This window comes from Microcoleus anatoxicus, from assembly GCF_042465725.1.
GTDB classification, from domain to species: domain Bacteria; phylum Cyanobacteriota; class Cyanobacteriia; order Cyanobacteriales; family Microcoleaceae; genus Microcoleus; species Microcoleus anatoxicus.
The window spans coordinates 4,483,347-4,501,843 of the sequence record NZ_CP120853.1 but is presented as its reverse complement, the minus strand read 5'-3'; the positions used below and the strand labels follow the sequence as shown (position 1 = coordinate 4,501,843).

The following is an 18,497-nucleotide window of genomic DNA, read 5'->3' as shown; positions in this document are numbered from 1 at the left end:
GTACTCCCGCTTGACCAGGTTTTGAGTAAGATGCAACTGTGGATTTAGATAGAATAAGCAGGAAAAGTCATCGCGTGTTTGGGTTTGACATAAACCCTTTGATTTGGCACTAACTGTAGTTGATCGAAGCGCTCGCGGCTGACGTAAGCTGTCACAATTTGACCCGATTCTAATAGCAATTCAGTTTGAATTTCGCGTCCCAGATGAATGATGCGGCTGACTTTTGCTTCCGCAAAACCGGACTCCGGCTGAGTGTTAATTAGCACATCATGGGGACGCAAAAATACTACTTGAGAATGAGCAGCTCCATGGTTAGATAGTTCTTCAGCATTTCTGTTAAACAGCCCGATCGCATTCGGCAACACATTAACAGGCCCAATAAAACTCATCACAAAAGCCGTTGCCGGTTTGTCATAAATTTGAGCAGGAGTGCCAACTTGTTCCACTCTACCTTTGTTCATCACTACAATTTCATCGGCTACTTCCATCGCTTCTTCTTGATCGTGAGTCACAAAAACAGTAGTGATATTCACTTCTTTGTGGAGTTGGTGCAGCCACGATCGCAATTCTTTGCGAACTTTAGCATCCAACGCTCCGAAAGGTTCATCTAATAGCAGCACTTTCGGCTGAACTGCTAGAGCTCTGGCTAAGGCCACCCGCTGTCGTTGGCCTCCCGAAAGCTGGGAAGGGTAGCGATCGCCCAAACCACCCAACTGCACTAACTCCAAAAGTTCCTCAACCCGTTTGGTAATTGTGTCTTTAGGAACTTTGCGAATTTCCATCGCAAAAGCAATATTTTTTCGGATCGTCATGTGCTTAAACAAAGCGTAATGCTGAAACACAAAACCGATATTCCGTTCCTGCACCGACTGCTGAGTAGCATTTTCACCGATTAAATAAATGTTACCGCTATCTGGGGGTTCAAGTCCCGCGATCATCCTCAGCAAAGTCGATTTCCCGGAACCCGAAGGGCCCAACAGCGCCACTAGAGAGCCGTTTTTAATTTCCAAACTCACGCTATCAATGGCATGAAACGACCCAAAGTGCTTGGATACGTTCTCAATTGTAATGCTCATAACCTTTAACTCCTGTTCGTTGACCGATTTTATGTACTATACATTAAATACCGTATAATCTATATCAATCATCGGATACCAGGAGAGCCGCTTTGCGATCGCCTACATCTCTCGACGGAACGCTCTAATAGCTTCTCCAGCATCAGTTTCCGCCATCAAAATGCAGCGTTTGAACAAATCGAGATTCAGGTTACTAAGTCCGGGTAGCTGACTGCGATCGCTCTTTTCATAGCTACCGTCTTGGAGATGATATATTTTCAGCAATCCATCTTCCCAAAACCAAACCTCTGGAACACCCAAAGCTTTATAGCGCTCTAACTTACTGATTCCTCCACTGGTAAAGACAACTTCGATCGACAAATCTGGAATCTGTTTTACACTCCCAATGCAGTAGGATTCATCTGCTTGTACAGAGACAACTCCCGATCTTTCCTGCGTCATTGCGCCTGTAGGCTTGAAGAAAATTCCCTGTTCGACGAGAAAGGTAGTCAATAAGTAACCGATAACATGAGCAAAAGCTTCGTGGTCTTCTCCAGGCATCAGAATCTCGATCGTCCCATCATAGTAAAATAGTCGCACTCCAGGGGAGCCTTCAAAGCCTTTTTGGATAAATTTAAACCGTTCCCACATTCCATGATGAACAATTCGCCGATCTGTGGTTTTGCTAAGTAGTGGAGGCATCGCGCTCAGATCCAGTCTAGAATTTATCTTGATTGTAGCTCATATTTAACAATTAAACCGCAGATGAACGCAGATATAATTATATCTGCGTTCATCTGCGTTAATTTGCCTGAAGGGGCGATCGCAAAAATACCCCTAGGAATCAGCCCGCAACTTATCCAAAACCGTCCGATCTTCCAAAGTAGAAGTATCCCCAGTCACCTCCAAACCAGCAGCCAAAGAACGCAACAAACGCCGCATAATCTTCCCGCTACGAGTCTTGGGCAAAGCATCAGTAAATCGAATTTCTCCCGGACGGGCGATCGCCAGTAAATGAACCAAGGTTATCAATCTGGGTAAAGCAACTTATCTTCAACTTTTAAATTCCTAATTTGTTCGCGAATCACATCGGTTTTTGTTCTACCGCTGTTCGCGCAATAAGCTTCTAGGCGAAGCATTTCTACTTCAGGGAGTCTGATGGTTAGAACTTTAACATTTTTACTCATACTGCAATTATACTAAAAAATGCAGTACAATTCTAGCATAGAAATGCGCCTTGGCAAAATGTTGCCGCACCATGCCAAGACGACTTCCCCGAAGTTGAAGGTCCAACAAAGGAGCTACTTAATTATGATTCAAGATCCTGAAAAAGAACCAGAACGCTGGGATGAGCCGATTTTAGCCGATAATCCCAAGCAAGCGAAACAGGAGTGTCAAAAACGAGCCGATCGCTCCACCCACGCTCAAATATTACTTGCGATCGACGATCGATGCTCGATCGCAAGCAATAAAAGCTTAAATCTTTCATACATAAGCTGTAACTAAGCAACTGCATAACCCGTATGAGGTCTGACATCTGCTGGATGAAATCCTAAAACAATCGAATCCTTGGGAATTCCAGCAGCTACAAGTTCTTTAGTCACGCCGTATTCTGTCTCATCTCGCTGTACCCAAATCTTATTGTCAATAATATCTATATGAACCAAACAGCCGTGAATTCGTTTGGCTTTATCCCATCCTAAAGTAACTAGCAGGTAACTGTCTGAGTTGTCATCAAACACGGCTTTACAAATTATATCGCCGTGAGAGTAAGGAATTTTTGTATAGGGTTCCAGGACTATTTTAATCGTAGTTCTGAAGTTAGCTAAAGTATCCATTTTACGATCGCCTCTTGATTTGGATCGAATACAATCAGCTTGAGATTTTCATCTTCGATCATTAATTGACCGATCGGTTCTTCAAATAGAGATTCATAAGTAATATCGCGAACAGCCAGATAAAGCGTATGTTCTGGATAAGTTCTTTGAAGAACAGACCGATAAATAGTAAATTGTCCGATCGCATCTCTCAAGTCCTGCATTTCTGAATCGCTGACAAAGCTTTTGACTTCCACAGCAATTTTCTGTTCTCCTCGTTCTGCTGCTAGCACCTGTTTTGCTCCCAGATCCACATACATATCTTTTTTACCCCATTTCAGATGGAGAGGATCGTGAGTAATTATCCAGCCATCATTGAGGAGAGATTTTTTGACTGTATTGTGGTAGAGGTCTAAAGCGGGCATAAAACAAAACGAGCAAAATAAGACTTCATGGTTATATGATAGCAAATTATCATGCAATTATCTTAAACTCTAACTAAACCGCAGATGAACACAGATGTAAATCTTATCTGCGTTCATCCGCGTTCATCTGCCTACATCTGCGGTTAAACACCCCTATAAATCAGCCCGCAATTTATCCGAAGCCGTTTTATTTCAGAAGTAGTATTGCGGCCTATTGAGAGCTATACTCACCAAATGTTGTCACATACCCCTTAACAGTAACTCCCAGATCTAATTCCTCGTGATGAATCAGTAGGTTAGATAATTGGGATATCAAAAATTCAATCTCGCGACGGTTCTCAAAGGAGAGAAAAATACTGCTACCTTCACCCTTAATAATCACAGTTGGAATATCACTGTCGTCTAACTGTGAATCAATATCTGGGATTATTTGTCTGATTTGTTCTTCAGTCCACATCTGACTCATTCCTCTATCTCCCGTTCAAAAATACAGCGGTATGACTTACCACTTTTATTGAGAATGACACCGCAGAAAGTGCAGCGCCCGTCGCCTCTTAATTCATTATACTCTGCCAACTCACGGCAGCGACGAATAGCAGCTTGCCGATCGCTAGTAGCCACGATTGTGTCTGCATCAAGCCAAACTTTATTTTCAGGGTTTTCTAATATTCCTACACTCTACATTGCCGTAAATATTGCACCATTGTCAATAAACCCAAAACAACCCGGTTTCTGGCTATTGTGCAAGATTTAAATTATACCTAAAAATTAAACCCAGATGAACGCATATCTAATCTTATCTGCGTTCATCTGCGTTAATCAGCCTACATCTGCGGTTCCAAAAATACCCCTAGGAACCACCCCGCAACTTATCCAAAACAGTCCGATCTTCCAAAGTCGAAGTATCCCCAGTCACCTCCAAACCAGCAGCCAAAGAACGCAACAAACGCCGCATAATCTTCCCGCTGCGAGTCTTGGGTAAAGCATCAGTAAATCGAATTTCGCCCGGCCGCGCGATCGCCCCAATTTCCTTCACAACGTGCTGCTTCAATTCCTTAGCCAATTCATCGCTAGGTTGCTGCGTATTTTCCAGCGTCACAAACGCCACAATTTCCTCACCCTTAATCTCATCCGGTTTCCCCACAACCGCAGCTTCCGCCACTGCTGGATGCGATACCAAAGCCGATTCAACTTCCATCGTACCGAGTCGATGTCCGGCCACATTAATTACATCATCAACCCGGCCCATTACCCAGAAATAACCATCTTTGTCCTTGTGCGCGCCGTCCCCCGCAAAGTACACAAATTCGCCATCTTTCGGGTGCAAATATTCCCAATAAGTGCGACGGAAGCGATCGGCATCGTTGTAAAGAGTCCGCATCATTCCCGGCCAAGGATGTTTCACAACTAAATAACCGCCACTTTCATTAGTTACCGGTTCGCCATCTTGGTCAACAACATCGGCAATAATTCCGGGGAAAGGAAGGGTTGCAGAACCTGGTTTTGTCGGAATTGCACCAGGTAAAGCAGTAATCATAATACCGCCAGTTTCGGTTTGCCACCAAGTATCCACAATTGGACAATTCGATTTCCCAATTACCCGCTGATACCACATCCAAGCTTCAGGATTAATCGGTTCGCCGACAGTTCCCAACAACCGCAAAGATGATAAATCTCTGGCATTTGGCAAGTGTTCGCCCATTTTCATAAACGTGCGAATTGCGGTTGGTGCAGTGTAGAAAACAGTGACACCATATTTTTCAATGACATCCCAAAAACAGCCTGGATTTGAAGGGCGAGGAGCACCTTCATACATTAAAGTTGTCGCACCATTAGACAGCGGCCCGTAGACAATATAACTGTGTCCAGTAATCCAGCCGACATCCGCAGTACACCAATAAACATCGGTATCTTGAAGGTCGAATATCCATTTCGTTGTCATGTGGGTATAAAGGTTGTAACCGCCCGTTGTATGGACGACACCTTTCGGTTTTCCGGTACTTCCAGAAGTGTAAAGAATGAATAGCATATCTTCACTATCCATCGGTTCGGCTGGACAATTTGCCGATGCACCTTTTTGCAATTCATGCCACCAAACATCGCGCCCAGATTCCATTTCAATTGGTTGTTTGGTGCGCTGAACTACGAGAACGTTGGTAACAGTGGGTACGGCATTATTTGCTAATGCTTTGTCTACTTGTGCTTTGAGACCGACGGCGGTATCTTTGCGGAAGCCACCGTCAGCGGTGATGACGAGTTTTGCTTCGCCGTCAACGAGGCGATCGCGCAAAGCTTCTGCACTAAATCCGCCGAAAACAACACTATGTACTGCACCGATTCTGGCACAGGCTAACATGGCGATCGCAGCTTCGGGAATCATCGGCATATAGATACCGACGCGATCGCCCTTTTGGACTCCCAATTGTTTGATGACGTTCGCCATTTGGCAGACTTCGCGGTGGAGTTGCGCGTAGGTGAGGGTGCGGGAGTCTCCGGGTTCCCCTTCCCAAATCAGGGCGGCTTTATTTTTGCGCCAAGTGGTTAAATGTCTGTCTAGACAATTGTAAGAAATGTTAATTTTGCCATTGACAAACCATTTAGCAAAGGGCGGCTGCCAGTCGAGTACGGCATCCCATTTTTGGAACCAGTCTAATTCTTGGGTGGCGAGTTCAGCCCAGAATGCTTGGGGGTCTGCTTTGGCTTTATCGTAGAGGGCTTGGTACTCTTCTAGGCTTTTGATGTGAGCTTTTTCGGAGAATTCAGCGGGCGGCTGAAATAGGCGTTTTTCTTGGAGTATTGATTCGATCGTATCTTGTGACATTGCTTTTAACTTTAACAGCGGCTAGTCTTTTTAACTATTGTTTGCACAAGTTGGGGCAAAAATATGTTTATTTTCCTTAAGACTTTGGGGAATTTTGTCAAGATTGGAGCTGCCTGAGAAATTATAGCACTGGTAAATTGTAAATTCTATCTTGGTATTCGTTGTCAAATGATGCTTCATAAATCAGAAGCAGTATTTCAATGTTTTGACCGATAGTCAGCTTGGTATTCAGGATGAAAATTCCTGGAATATGACAATCTTGCTCTAAATGCTCTATTAAATGAACTGGCATAGAGCGACGGTTATTGGTAACAAGAATGAAATTGTGAATTTCACACCAAATAAGAATTTCGGGGTCGAGAGTACCTTTGGAAGGTGCTGTTAGTTCTCCCACAGCTAGAACAACTATATCGGGATTGCGCCTGCGAATTTGGTTGAAATACGCAGGATCGACATTTTCATCAAACAGATACTGAATTGGCATCAGCCTTGCTCCTTGCATCTCTTTCTGCTTTAAATTTGCGGAGTTTTTCTGTCACTGGAGGAGGATTGAGACGTTGTTCTTCTCGCATTTTGTCGCCCCATTCCAGCCATTCAGTTATGTATTTACCGACGGCTTCTTTGTTGTGCAGGTAATACAAAATGGTCGCATAAACTTGTTCGAGAGTGAGAGATGTATAAATGTTAGCAATTTCTTCGGGAGTTCGAGCGCGAAACAGGTATTCATAAAGAATTGTTTCGATGCCGATCCGAGAACCTTTGAGCCGAATATCATCTGGTCTGAGGAAATTGAAGTAGTCTTCTAGTTGCATAGCTGGTTGATTAAGGTAAGGGTTGATCATATTATAATACCTGAACAGAAGATCGCACAAAAGCCATGACCCAAAATTTAGGCATCTTCTTCATCTTCACCTGCACGCCGTTCGTATTCTAAAATGATGCCCGTAAGTTCATCTGCTGGAATATCAGCTTGTGCAGATTTTGTATAAACTGTCAGTAAAATAATTCCATTTTCAGTTTTGACATAATAAATCAGACGATAGCCGCCGCTTTTACCTTTTTGAATATCGCTATTTCTAACTCTCACTTTAAAAACATCGTAACCAATCCCAGATATGCGATCGCCTGGTAACTCTCCCCGTTCAAGTTGTTCGACGACTGGTTGTATATCATTGCGAATAGTGCGATACTTTTTGGCGAGGTTTCGTAAGTTTCTTGTAAATGTTGGCGCAGCTTCAACTTGAATCAATGGTTGCTCAGACATCATCAATTCCCCCCCAGATTTGGGCAATAGGAATTGTTTTCCCAGTCATTGCTTCCTGCCAAGCTTGACGGAAATCTGCTAAAATTGTTTCTTTAGATTGCTCATTTTCATTACTTTCTGTTACTTCGGAAATTAGCACGATTACTTCTACTCTGCTATTTTGCTCTAATTTTAGTGGTTCATCAATGCACAATTGTCCTCGATCGTCGATCGTTGCCATCACTTTAATTGCTTTCATAGTTACTCCTGGTAATCTAGGGTGTGATACCAATTTAATGGGTCGTTGCACATATTTCGATCCCCCTAAATCCCCCTTAAGAAGGGGGACTTTGATCAGAATCTTGTCCCCCCCCTTAGTAGGGGCGGTGCCCCCGTGCCCGCCCTCTTTGTTAGGGGGGATCAGATTCTATGCAGCTTCATAAAAAATTGGTGTAAGAAATAGATTGATGTCTAAGGCTAGTGCCTCGATCGCCTTTTTCAAGATTACCAAAAAGTTTAATGAATTGCGATAACTTTATGGGAAACTAAAAAATAGTCCATAACTGGCAATAGCTGACCGCGAAGTCGTGACCCAAAACCAACCTACCAAACTGGAAGCTCATCAGCAAGTCAAATTAAAAAGTATGGAAATTGAAAAAGCTGGACACCATGCGTTAGAGCTTTTTAAGTCCGATCGCAACCAAATCGAAGCCTTGCGGGTAGCTATTGGGGCGGCAGAAAGTTTACAAAAATGGATGCTAAATCATCCCTCCGTTACCACCTATCCCAGTACCAGTCCCCTGTTGGCCTTGCAGGTGATTCTCTCCAAAATCCGCGATCGCCATCAGTTTGTCGGACATCGGAGCACCGTCAGGAGTGTTTGTTTTAGCCCGAATCAAGATGCGATCGCCACAGCTTCCATTGACGGTAGCGCCCAATTGTGGAACTTGCAGGGTAAGTGTTTGGTGACTTTTAGCGGACACAAAGACTGGGTAAATAGTGTTAGTTTTAGCCAGAAACAAAATGCGTTAGCGAAGCCCTCGAAGAGGATCGCCACTGCATCCGATGACAAAACCGCCAAATTGTGGGACTTACAAGGCAATTGTCTGGTGACTTTCACCGGCCATAACGACTGGGTAACTAGCGTCTGTCTGAGCCCCACAGTCCCTGCGCTGGCGACGGCTTCCTATGACGGTACTGCCAAATTGTGGGACTTCCAAGGCAATTGTTTGGTGACATTCAGCGGACATCAGCAATCGGTAACAAGTGTGTGTTTTAGCCCCAAGGGAGACACCCTGGCCACTGCATCCTACGATCGCACCGCCAAACTGTGGGACTTCCGAGGCAACTGTTTGGTGACATTCAGCGGCCATGATGGGTGGGTAACTAGCTTGAGTTTTAGCCCGACAGGAAATGCGATCGCCACAGCATCCTATGACGGTACTGCCAAATTATGGGACTTAGAAGGCAACTGTTTAGTGACATTCAGCGGCCATGATAGTTGGATTACCAGCCTCAGTTTTAGCCCGACAGGAGATGCGATCGCTACCGCTTCTAACGATCGCACCGCCAAACTTTGGGACTTACAAGGCAACTGTTTAGTAACATTCAGCGGACATGATAGTTGGATTACCAGCCTCAGTTTCAGCCCCACAGGAGATGCCCTTGCTACAGCATCCAACGATCGCACCGCCCGATTGTGGCACTTACAAGGCAACAACCTAGTAACTTGTAGCGGACATCAAAAATCAGTAAATAGCGTTAGTTGTAGTCCCTATCAAGATAGAATCGCCACAGCTTCCAATGACCGCACAGCAAAATTGTGGAACTTCCAAGGCAAATGTTTAGTAACATTCACCGGACACACTGACTGGGTAACAAGTGTTAGTTGTAGCCCCAATCAACCCAGAATCGCCACGACTTCCAGAGACGAAACTGCCAAATTGTGGAACTTCCAAGGCAAATGTTTAACAACTTTTATCGGACATCTTGACTCTGTATGGAGTGTTTGTTTTAGCCCAAAAGGAGATACAATTGCCACTGCTTCTAGAGATGCTACTGCCAAATTATGGAACTTCCGGGGCAAATGTTTGATGACTTTCACCGGACATCAAAGCTGGGTAACAAGCGTTAATTTTAGCCCAAAGGGAGAGACAATTGCCACTGCTTCCAGAGACGATACTGCCAAATTGTGGAACTTCCAAGGCAAATGTTTAGCAACTTTAATCGGACACCTTGACTCTGTATGGAGTGTCTGTTTTCACCCCCATCGAGATGTCCTTGCTACTGCATCCAATGACGGTACTGCAAAATTGTGGGATTTCTATGGCAACTGTTTGGTAACATTCACCGGACACGATGGACCTGTCTTGAGTGTCTGTTTTAGCCCCACGGGAGATACACTGGCCACTGCTTCTATTGACCGCAGTGTTAAATTGTGGGATTTGCGGGGGAATTTATTGGCAGATTATCGCGGTTATCGGGGGAATTTGAGCGACGGTGAAGCAAATTTTGTCGAGTTAAAAACTCCGATTTATAGTGTTTGTTTTAGTCGAGATGGAAAATTTTTACTGTCGGCTTCAGAGGATGGAAAAGTGCGGTTTTGGCCTGTAGAAACTTTGGATGAGTTGTTGGTGAGAGCTAGAGAGTGGCTGGATTAGATGTCCCCTAATTATTCATCTCTCTCTTCTCTAACTCTGTGTCCTCTGCGCCCTCTGTGGTTTAATACTATAAAATTTTGTAAAAGACCCGTGACATAATATCAAAAAAAATCTAAAATAAAACACAGCTCGACCCTAAGAATGTAGGTGAGAAAATGTCTGAACTTAGACAAAATCTAATTACCAGAGATTGGGTAATCATCGCCACTGAACGGGCAAAAAGACCGGATCAATTCGTCAACCACAAAAAAGTAACACAACTTCTGCCCTCCCACTGCCCCGATTGTCCGTTTTGTGTGGGAAATGAGGAAGATGGAACTTTGGAAACTTTCTGTTTGGGTTCTCGCGCTGACTGGAAAGTTAGGGCCATTCGCAATAAATATCCCGCCCTTTCCCCAACCGCAGAAGGATTGAGAATTTCATCGGGAATTCATCGCCGGATGTCGGGAATGGGGATTCACGAAGTCATTGTCGAACATCCGCGACATGATTTGACGACAGCATTGTTAAGCATTGAAGAGGTTGAAAATATACTTGTAGTATATCGCCAGCGTTATTTAGAAATTAGAAAATATCCTCATATTGAAACAATTATTATCTTCAAAAATCATGGTGAAAGTGCCGGAACTTCCCTAGAACATCCTCACTCGCAGATAGCAGCTACCCCTGTTGTTCCCAGTCAATTTCGCACCCGGATTGATGAAACTATTAGATATTTTGACGATACGGGAGAGTGTTTGTTTTGCCGGACTTTGGAAGATGAAGTAGCTGCTGGTGAAAGGGTGATTTTTGAGAGTAAACATTTTGTGGCTTTTATCCCTTATGCTGCGCTTTCACCGTTTCATATTTGGATTTTTCCCCGCCGCCATGCTTCGTCTTTTGATGATATTACCGATCCAGAGATTTCTGACTTGGCTGATACTTTGAAAACTGTACTGGCTAAGCTTTATTATGGATTGAATAATCCCGATTACAACTATAATATCCGCTCAGTGCCCACGGCGGAACAGGGTACTAAGTATTTTCACTGGTATATTGCGATTATTCCCAGGGTTTCTAAGCAAGCTGGGTTTGAGTTGGGTAGCGGAATGTTTATCAATACTGCTTTACCGGAGGAAAGTGCTGGTTTTTTGCGATCGACGATAATTCCTATCGATCCGCCCTAGCCATAAAAAAAGGGAAAGGAATCACCTATGCCCTATGCCCTATGCCCTATGCCCTATGCCCTATGCCCTATGCCCTATGCCCTATGCCCTATGCCCTATGCCCTATGCCCTATGCCCTATGCCTAATATCAAAATAAACCTTCAACGTACTGCCAGTAGTCGTCGCTAAAACTAGCTTTTAATATTTCTCTAATCTTGATGTCGATAGCTAATTGACTCTCACCGGGCTCGCCAGTATCGCCGATTTCCCAGCCCCCATCCGAGAAATTTTGTTGGAGATGGGAGAGTTGATGGGCAAAATTCGCCAGAAAGTGATGTTCGTTTACCCATTCTGCCGGATCGGGTATTGCTGAACTAGCAAAGGTGCGATCGACTAAATTATTGTTGAAACCATTGTCAGTCTGGTTTTGCATACTTCTGTTGATCGAGAACTTGAATTCGCAGCTAATTAGTCACTCATTCTATCTTAATCTTAACGCTGAATTTCCTAGAGCGATCGCGATCGGTCCGTGGAAGTGATATATTTGGTTCTTTTTGGCGATCGCGATCGAATCTCCTTTTGACCTTCCTATGCTAAACTGTGTGGCGCTAGATTTTAATCTTAAAAAATCTTAGTTATGGCAGTTCTATTTCTTTTATGAATATTTTTTAATTAACCGCAGAGTTCGCAGAGGCCGCGGAGTAAGAGAAGGAAAAAAAAGAAAGAAGATTGCATTCGATTCTTAAATTTTCGATAACCTTAGTCGCCTAAAATTAAAAATCTCAAATCTCAATTAATTTTTCTCTTCCTTCTTCCTGATGTTGATACCCCTACCCGACGACTTAGAAAATCCTGCTAATTACCCTCGTAACCCTTGGTTTTTTTCTATCTTGCTTTTAATTGTCCTATTGTTTGGTTTAATTATGAAATCTTACCTAGACCAACCCCAACTTTTAACCGATCCATTTCTGCAACTCCCAACAGCAAACTCCTTGCGAGTTGTCTGGTTTACCGAATTTCCAGGTATTAGCAACAAAGTCATTTATGGCGAAGAATTGAATCAAAGTGCGATTGCAACTACCACCAAACTAAGTCGCACTCGCGAAGACAAAGACTCCTACATTTCAGATATTCATAAACGTGGCATTGTTGATAACAATTCAATTGTTCGCGATATCTGGCGTCATGAAGCAAAAGTTACCAATTTAATTCCCGGTGTTACCATTCCTTATTTAGTGACCAGTGAAAGAGTAGACAACCAATCAGTCAGCAGCAAAATTTTCACCCTTTCACCAACACCAATAGTAGGGACTCCCCTCCAAATTCTCCTGACTTCCGATCATCAACTGATGCCAATGACAGCAGCAAATCTCCAAAAAGTAGCTGAAACAATTGGCAAAGTTGATGCCGTTTTCATGGCGGGCGATTTAGTTAATATAGCCGATCGCGCTTCTGAATGGTTCGATGACGTCCGCGGCCGCGCTTTCTTTCCCTGTTTGCAAGGGCGCGGCTTCTCTCAACTCGACAAAAACGGCACCCAAACAATATACACCGGCGGCGAACTGATTCAACACGCACCTTTATTTCCCGCCATTGGCAACCATGAAATTATGGGCCGATTTTCAACAGTTAGCAAACTCAACGACCAATTCAACGATCCTTTTCCGCGCGCTGCTGCCGAGAAAATCTACCAATCCCAAGCTGAAAAGTCAGCCGTAAAAGACAAAGATACTTGGCTAAAAAACCATACTTTTAATAACGATACCTATAGGGAAATTTTCACTCTTCCCGGTGACAAAAATTACTATGCTGTGACTTTTGGTGACGTGCGGCTAGTGACTTTGTATATTACGAATATCTGGCGAACTCCCAACCTAGACCCCGCTGCGAAAGGCAGATATCGGGAACGTAACGAAGATTTTAATAATTTTGAAAAATGGGGCTATGGACAGCATATTTTTGAGCCTATTGTCAAGGGTAGCCCTCAATATAATTGGCTGCAAAAAGAGTTAAATAGCCCCGAATTCCAACAAGCAAAATATAAATTTGTGATGTTTCATCACCCGCCCCATTCTCTAGGCGATAATATTGTACCTGCTTATACTGACCCAGTGCAAATAATCGATCGCGATGCAGAAGGTACAATTAAGATGATACGTTACGAGTACCCAAAAAAACAAGATTATATTATTAGAGATGTTATTCCGCTGCTAGAAAAAGCCAAAGTACAGTTAGTATTGTACGGACATTCCCACCTGTGGAATCGGTTTGTCAGTGCCAGCGGAATGCACTTTTTAGAGACTTCTAATGTTGGCAACAGTTATGGCGCTTTCTTCGGCGAAAAACGCAGATTCGTGCCACCAGCCTATGATGAAGATTACAGTGCAACAGGAGATCCCAACGGTTTAAATCCTGCGATCCCAACAATTGCGCCGCTATTAGCAGATGGCAAACAACTGCCATATATTGACAGTAATGATATTACAGTTTTCAGTATTTTTGATACCGGTGATGGTGTTGTGACTAGCTACTATTTTGATACCAGAAAACCAGAATCAGAAGTGGTAAAATTTGACGAATTTAAGTTAAAAAGTTCATCAACCAGCCTGTAGGGGGGGGTTTAGGAGATTGTTGGTGTACGTTAGTAGTAAATTTTGATGGATTTAAATTCAAAAAATCATCGATTGTTCTCAATTAATTAAGGCTGACGCACAGCCGCTACAAAAATCTATATGTAGATGCTGTGCGTAAGTTCTATAATCACTAAATAAACTTTCTTGCTTCTGCTAAAGCTGCGTCAAACTTGAGCAATACATCCTCTTCAGTATGAATCAGTTTCTCCTGTTCCAGCAGCGGCCTCCCGAAGCGAAAAATACCATCCTGTTCTACGTGATCTACATACGGTATGGTTTCTGGATGTGGCAAAAACTTTCTACCAATGGTGTACGGCGTGTGGTAAGAAAAACTAAAATCAGGAAATTTGTCACTCTTGATTTCCAGATAATAAAGGGAATAATAATCTTTGGTTTCGCAGTAAACGCAGTCGCGACACTTATTTACAAGTTTGCGGTTTTGATAGAAAAAATCCCACTTGTCCCAACAGTAATCATCTTTCATCATTTCCTGGTGGTCGTCACAAAGTTCGAGATACAATTTGTCAGCATCGTGGGGACGATAAAAGTAGAGCATAGCATAAGGCATTTCAATCAGTACCTTGACTGCTTGATTTTTGCGCTGATACCATTGCTGCCGATTAATTTCGTAAATTTCGTTATCTTCAATAGCTTTGGCGCTGTTAAGCTGATTTTCTTTGGCCCACCGCGAAGCCCAGACTGTCCAGTAAGCTAGCTGGAAAGTTGCAGAAATTTCAGCAGAACCTTGTTCTTCCCAGTCGGCAATAATTTTTGACCAAGCTGAACTAAAAGCTAATCGCGAGTCTGCCTTTTCTTGCTGGCTTTCTCGACTGATTGGGGTGGCTGTTTTGCGATTATTCTGAATCTGCCCTTTTGGTTCTTTTCGCCAACTATTAATATCGGTTTGTGAGAGAGTCAAGATGAATCTTCTGTCGTGAACGGGATATTCTAAATGAATTCCTGATTTGAGGAAAGTGCGATATTCTAAAACAGGGAGTTTGCCTTGTTCAATCCATTGTTGGCGTTCTTTTGAGGAACATTTGAGCAGTTTTTCTAATTCTACTGGCTCGACGGCTAATTCACTTTTGAATGTCTCCCAAAATCTTTCTTGTTCGGCTGGGTTTACCTCCACCACGGATACAATTGTGCTGACGAGGTGGTCTGTTTTGTCTGGGCAATTGTCAGGGAGTCCTAAAAATTCGAGTAGTTGGGCTTTGAGTATGCGTCTGGAAGAGATTAGCGAGGCTAACATGAGAAGCTCCAGTAGAGTCAGAACTTGTGCCCTTGTTGAATTTGCAAGATTTGCACAAGTCTATATATCTTACGGCAATTTAAGACTCGATCGCCCGTAATTCCCACTCAAATCAGCATAAATACTCAATTTTTGTGACAACGGTCGATCGACCCCGTAGCTAAAAGCGATAATTGCGCTGTCGCACCCACAGACTCACAGGCACTGCATGACCTGTTTTGTCCACCTTCACTTCTACCACAAAAGATTCCCGCTGTGCCCTTTGAGCTTCCCCAATCTCCTGATTGACCTTTTCCCTTTCATTTTCTGGCATATAATAAGTTTCCAAACCATATTCCATCTGCCAGCCATTATATTTACCCTGAATGGCGATTTGATTTGCAGGTAAATTCGGGGGATTTTCTAAACTAACGCGGACTGGTTTCCAAGCTTGGGGACGACCAGCATTGGTCTGGGTTTTGGGCGATTCCAAAATCACATAAAAACTGGTTCCCGACTTGACATTGTAATTCTTTGATTCTGGGCAAACAACACCGGATGGACAAGGTTGTTTGTCGCTTGGTAACTCTTTCCATCCCGGTAATTTTTGGAGATTATTTTGCTGAGAAATATCATAACTCAAAACTTGGTAATATCCGCGCATTAAATCGTAAGGGTCTGCCGGTACTGTTTGCAAAACCACTGTTTTACCAGTGACAAAAGTGTAGACTGCCGAAGCTGGTACGGTGATAATTAGTCCAATTTGGAGCAATAAAGGAATCCACATTCGCCACGCTGGAATACGTTTTGCTTCCGGGGGAAGCTGAAACAAATTTGTTTGTTCTGGATTTTCAGTTAATAAGTCAATGTTGTTTGTGTTCATATTGTTGACGGTTGTTTGGGAATTATTAAACCACAGAGAACGCAGAGTCCGCAGAGGAAGAGAAGATAGAGAGATGAATGATTTTTATTCGTCTTTGATGGTGGCGAAGTGTCGCTCGAACCACAAGCCAGCGGCAATTACACCAATGCCACACAGCACAAATACAAAAGATTTCAGCAATAATTCTGTATTGTATTCAAACAATCTGCTGATAATTTGTAAAGTTACCAATACCATCCCGCCCCAAAAACTCCGGCGGTTTCCTAGTGCTAAACCTTCTCGAATTAAACCCACCGCTAGCAGAAATAATAAAACGTTAAACAGAAAAGTTGCTAATTGGGGGAGAGGAGAAACATTGAGATGGTAAAACGGTATTAAGGCGCTGATGACGATCGCAATGGCGATCGCACCTGTGGTCAAATCCACTCCTTTTTGTTTTGGTCGGCGCAGTTCCAAACGTCCCAAATGCAGCCACTCAAACACCGTTAAAGCACCGAAAACAATGACATTTGTCAAAACACTCCAATCCAGGGGAACTTGCGAAGGAGCGGGGGAATCTTGCCACAGCCAGTGGAAGGAAAAAAAGTAAAAAAGACCAGCCAAAAATATCAATGCTAAACTGCGGGCGGTAGCTTGAAACACTCTGCTGTCTATATTCGGCCACATTGCATCGTCGTATCCCCACAACAAAGCGGGTGGTAGGGCGCAAAAAATTGCAGCGCCCCAGCTTGGATTTAACCCTTGGACTATGGAAGCTTGTAGGGAAAAAACGAGGACGATCGCACCTAGGGCAAATATAGCACGCGATCGACACCAATAAGCTAGTGGTATAAACATGATACTGGCGGCGATCGGCATTTGTCGCACCAAAATTTCCAGCCAAGAAAACTCGACTTTGGAAGACCAATCTAACACAGCTAGCCAATAGCCTAAACCAACTAAAAGTGCTGACAAAACGCCCAAGGAAGTCAACCGCAAACTGTAAGCCATTCCAAGTACGCCGATTCCCCAAGCGAGGAAAAGTCCGTAAGCAGAACCGCCAATATGAAACATTTGCGCCATCAGTGCCATATTTGCTCCTAAAATCAGAGCTCCTAATAGCAACAATCCTTCACCTAAAAGTTTGTTTCGCCCTTTGATTAGGGGTATATTTGGATTAGAGTTTTTGCTGCGGGATGGGGGAATTCGCCACAGATAGAAACCTGCTGCATTCACTGCTACGAATAAACTTAATAACAGTGCAACTCTGGATTCTCGCGACCAAACTTGCCAGTTTGCTGCTACAAACGTGATGACTCCTAGGGCGAGGAGAATGCTGCCGAGACTGATGAGAATGCCCAGGAATCGGTTGCGGGAGGCGCTTTCGAGGGTGTGGAATTGGTAGCGATCGGCAAGTTGTTGGTACAATGAAGTATCGATCAGTCCTTCTGCTTCCCAGAGTTTAGCTTGCGATCGCAATTCTCGTCGAAATTGATCTGAAATCATGGTGTATATTCCAGAGGATTTGAGCGGTGATAGCTTTCAATATGTCAGCGATCGAGTAATTGTAGGTGGAAGGTGGGACACCTGTGGAAGTTGCACAGCAGATTTGATATCAATCATTATAGTGTTTTTAATTATTTGAAATAACCGCGAAGACGCGAAGATCGCGAAGTCATAACTGCATCTTCTTCTTTCCCCCCTTGCGACAGGGGGAGGTTCTTCCTTCGCGTCCTTAGCGTCTTCGCGGTTCATTTAATCTTAATCCATCCTCAACCCGATTCAAATTCCAATCATAGGGCAAAAAAACGATCGCACATTCATCCCCCACAGCCACATCCGCGCCCAAATAACCACCCACATACCCAGCCACCGAACCCGCCACCTTCACAAAATCCTCACCGTACCAATCAAAAATCTTACTCAAATAAAGGGTCTTTTTCCCAGCATCGTACTTCACCTTATCAGGATTATTGATAAAACCTTTAGCATCTGCTTCCAGTTGAGTTAGTACCGACTCCCGGAAATAAGCCCCGCGACGCAACATCGGACATCCCACAGCAGCGCAAACCAAGGCAAAATGGATGCGCGGTTCCGCAAAATCCCGGCGCAAAATCCCGTGTTCGATTTGATTGAGACTGTACTTTTTCCCCCCAATTGTCCAAGTTGAACGGGTGAAGAAATCCAAAAAGCTCAGCCAGTTGGGAATTCCCAAAACTTTGGGACGGATGGAGGCGATCGGATATACTTCAATAACTTGAGCAATGGCGATCGCATTATAGACATTCAGCCACAAAGCCAGCCGCACATCCGCATCTGTCTCCGCAGCCAAGTCCACATCCGCCAAACTTTCCAGCCACTGTCTCAAAACATCCGCCGACTCAGCTTTCCAGCGCCGATAATTCACACGGCCAAAATCGTCAACATAGGTGTGTAGCAAATTGTCCCAAGTCTTAAAGGCGATCGTATTTGTCATTACAATTTACTTTTTTTTAAGGACTAAAATCTTTACTACAAACCAGTTTTCTGTTTTGTCTATTGACTACTCTTTTCACCCCCTAATTAAAGGGGGCTAAGGGGCGTTCTGGGTTTCCAAACACACCC

General features: G+C 43.7%; 22 protein-coding genes. 4 read left to right on the top strand and 18 right to left on the bottom strand.

Annotation, left to right across the window (positions count from 1 at the left end; translation table 11 throughout):
- Positions 1–44 precede the first annotated feature (44 nt).
- From P2A85_RS19635 to P2A85_RS19620, 4 genes are all read right to left on the bottom strand, one after another.
- Positions 45–1,076 (bottom strand): sulfate/molybdate ABC transporter ATP-binding protein, encoded by a 1,032-nt coding sequence (locus tag P2A85_RS19635; protein WP_377474901.1) that lies wholly within the window; start codon positions 1,074–1,076, stop codon positions 45–47.
- A gap of 102 nt (positions 1,077–1,178) precedes the next feature.
- Entirely contained in the window at positions 1,179–1,757 is a 579-nt protein-coding gene (locus P2A85_RS19630) for a Uma2 family endonuclease (protein WP_377474899.1), read from the bottom strand.
- 135 nt (positions 1,758–1,892) lie between these two features.
- Entirely contained in the window at positions 1,893–2,078 is a 186-nt protein-coding gene (locus P2A85_RS19625) for a hypothetical protein (RefSeq protein ID WP_293355006.1), read from the bottom strand.
- Between the two features lie 5 nt (positions 2,079–2,083).
- Positions 2,084–2,242, bottom strand: a complete 159-nt coding sequence (locus tag P2A85_RS19620) for a hypothetical protein (RefSeq protein ID WP_293339280.1) — start codon at positions 2,240–2,242, stop codon at positions 2,084–2,086.
- A 124-nt stretch (positions 2,243–2,366) separates the two neighbouring features.
- On the opposite strand from P2A85_RS19620, the gene P2A85_RS19615 reads away from it, so the two are divergent.
- Entirely contained in the window at positions 2,367–2,561 is a 195-nt protein-coding gene (locus tag P2A85_RS19615; RefSeq protein ID WP_377474896.1) for a hypothetical protein, read from the top strand.
- On the opposite strand, the gene P2A85_RS19610 is transcribed toward P2A85_RS19615, so the two are convergent.
- The 9 genes from P2A85_RS19610 to P2A85_RS19570 form a co-directional block, all read right to left on the bottom strand.
- Positions 2,558–2,893, bottom strand: a complete 336-nt coding sequence (locus P2A85_RS19610; RefSeq protein ID WP_341739213.1) for a XisI protein — start codon at positions 2,891–2,893, stop codon at positions 2,558–2,560. The genes P2A85_RS19615 and P2A85_RS19610 overlap by 4 nt on opposite strands.
- Positions 2,881–3,297 (bottom strand): element excision factor XisH family protein, encoded by a 417-nt coding sequence (locus P2A85_RS19605; protein ID WP_340523242.1) that lies wholly within the window; start codon positions 3,295–3,297, stop codon positions 2,881–2,883. Before P2A85_RS19605 ends, P2A85_RS19610 begins: the two co-directional genes overlap by 13 nt.
- A 211-nt stretch (positions 3,298–3,508) precedes the next feature.
- Positions 3,509–3,763: a hypothetical protein gene (locus tag P2A85_RS19600; protein WP_377474893.1), complete on the bottom strand. Its 255-nt coding sequence runs from the start codon at positions 3,761–3,763 to the stop codon at positions 3,509–3,511.
- Positions 3,760–3,918 carry a hypothetical protein gene (locus tag P2A85_RS19595; RefSeq protein WP_377474891.1) on the bottom strand — a complete coding sequence of 53 codons (159 nt, stop codon included), beginning with the start codon at positions 3,916–3,918 and terminating at the stop codon, positions 3,760–3,762. The genes P2A85_RS19600 and P2A85_RS19595 overlap by 4 nt, the downstream gene beginning before the upstream one ends.
- A 229-nt stretch (positions 3,919–4,147) precedes the next feature.
- On the bottom strand, positions 4,148–6,118 hold the full coding sequence (gene acs / locus P2A85_RS19590) for an acetate--CoA ligase (protein ID WP_377474888.1): 1,971 nt from the start codon (positions 6,116–6,118) through the stop codon (positions 4,148–4,150).
- A gap of 121 nt (positions 6,119–6,239) precedes the next feature.
- Positions 6,240–6,602: a DUF5615 family PIN-like protein gene (locus tag P2A85_RS19585; RefSeq protein ID WP_377474886.1), complete on the bottom strand. Its 363-nt coding sequence runs from the start codon at positions 6,600–6,602 to the stop codon at positions 6,240–6,242.
- Positions 6,580–6,930 (bottom strand): DUF433 domain-containing protein, encoded by a 351-nt coding sequence (locus P2A85_RS19580; RefSeq protein ID WP_377481596.1) that lies wholly within the window; start codon positions 6,928–6,930, stop codon positions 6,580–6,582. The genes P2A85_RS19585 and P2A85_RS19580 overlap by 23 nt, the downstream gene beginning before the upstream one ends.
- 77 nt (positions 6,931–7,007) lie before the next feature.
- A complete protein-coding gene (locus P2A85_RS19575) occupies positions 7,008–7,382 on the bottom strand; it encodes a type II toxin-antitoxin system RelE/ParE family toxin (protein ID WP_377474884.1) in 375 nt (124 codons plus the stop codon).
- A complete protein-coding gene (locus tag P2A85_RS19570; RefSeq protein WP_377474881.1) occupies positions 7,375–7,620 on the bottom strand; it encodes a hypothetical protein in 246 nt (81 codons plus the stop codon). The genes P2A85_RS19575 and P2A85_RS19570 overlap by 8 nt, the downstream gene beginning before the upstream one ends.
- A gap of 328 nt (positions 7,621–7,948) precedes the next feature.
- On the opposite strand from P2A85_RS19570, the gene P2A85_RS19565 reads away from it, so the two are divergent.
- Positions 7,949–10,021 (top strand): WD40 repeat domain-containing protein, encoded by a 2,073-nt coding sequence (locus P2A85_RS19565; RefSeq protein WP_377474879.1) that lies wholly within the window; start codon positions 7,949–7,951, stop codon positions 10,019–10,021.
- Between the two features lie 155 nt (positions 10,022–10,176).
- Positions 10,177–11,187, top strand: coding sequence for a galactose-1-phosphate uridylyltransferase (gene galT, locus P2A85_RS19560; RefSeq protein WP_377474877.1), 1,011 nt, complete (start codon positions 10,177–10,179; stop codon positions 11,185–11,187).
- Between the two features lie 128 nt (positions 11,188–11,315).
- Here the strand turns inward: galT and P2A85_RS19555 are convergent, their stop codons facing one another.
- On the bottom strand, positions 11,316–11,600 hold the full coding sequence (locus P2A85_RS19555) for a hypothetical protein (protein WP_371117129.1): 285 nt from the start codon (positions 11,598–11,600) through the stop codon (positions 11,316–11,318).
- A gap of 385 nt (positions 11,601–11,985) precedes the next feature.
- Between P2A85_RS19555 and P2A85_RS19550 the strand changes: the two genes are divergently transcribed.
- The gene (locus tag P2A85_RS19550) at positions 11,986–13,779 is read left to right on the top strand and encodes a metallophosphoesterase family protein (protein WP_377474875.1); all 1,794 of its coding nucleotides are present in this window, start codon (positions 11,986–11,988) and stop codon (positions 13,777–13,779) included.
- 151 nt (positions 13,780–13,930) lie between these two features.
- On the opposite strand, the gene P2A85_RS19545 is transcribed toward P2A85_RS19550, so the two are convergent.
- From P2A85_RS19545 to P2A85_RS19530, 4 genes are all read right to left on the bottom strand, one after another.
- Positions 13,931–15,052 carry a hypothetical protein gene (locus tag P2A85_RS19545; protein WP_377474873.1) on the bottom strand — a complete coding sequence of 374 codons (1,122 nt, stop codon included), beginning with the start codon at positions 15,050–15,052 and terminating at the stop codon, positions 13,931–13,933.
- Positions 15,053–15,212: 160 nt separating this feature from the next.
- A complete protein-coding gene (locus tag P2A85_RS19540; protein ID WP_377474870.1) occupies positions 15,213–15,914 on the bottom strand; it encodes a GDYXXLXY domain-containing protein in 702 nt (233 codons plus the stop codon).
- An 84-nt stretch (positions 15,915–15,998) separates the two neighbouring features.
- Entirely contained in the window at positions 15,999–17,399 is a 1,401-nt protein-coding gene (locus P2A85_RS19535; protein WP_377474868.1) for a DUF2157 domain-containing protein, read from the bottom strand.
- Positions 17,400–17,628: 229 nt separating this feature from the next.
- Positions 17,629–18,369 carry a DUF547 domain-containing protein gene (locus tag P2A85_RS19530; RefSeq protein WP_377474866.1) on the bottom strand — a complete coding sequence of 247 codons (741 nt, stop codon included), beginning with the start codon at positions 18,367–18,369 and terminating at the stop codon, positions 17,629–17,631.
- Between the last annotated feature and the right edge of the window lie 128 nt (positions 18,370–18,497).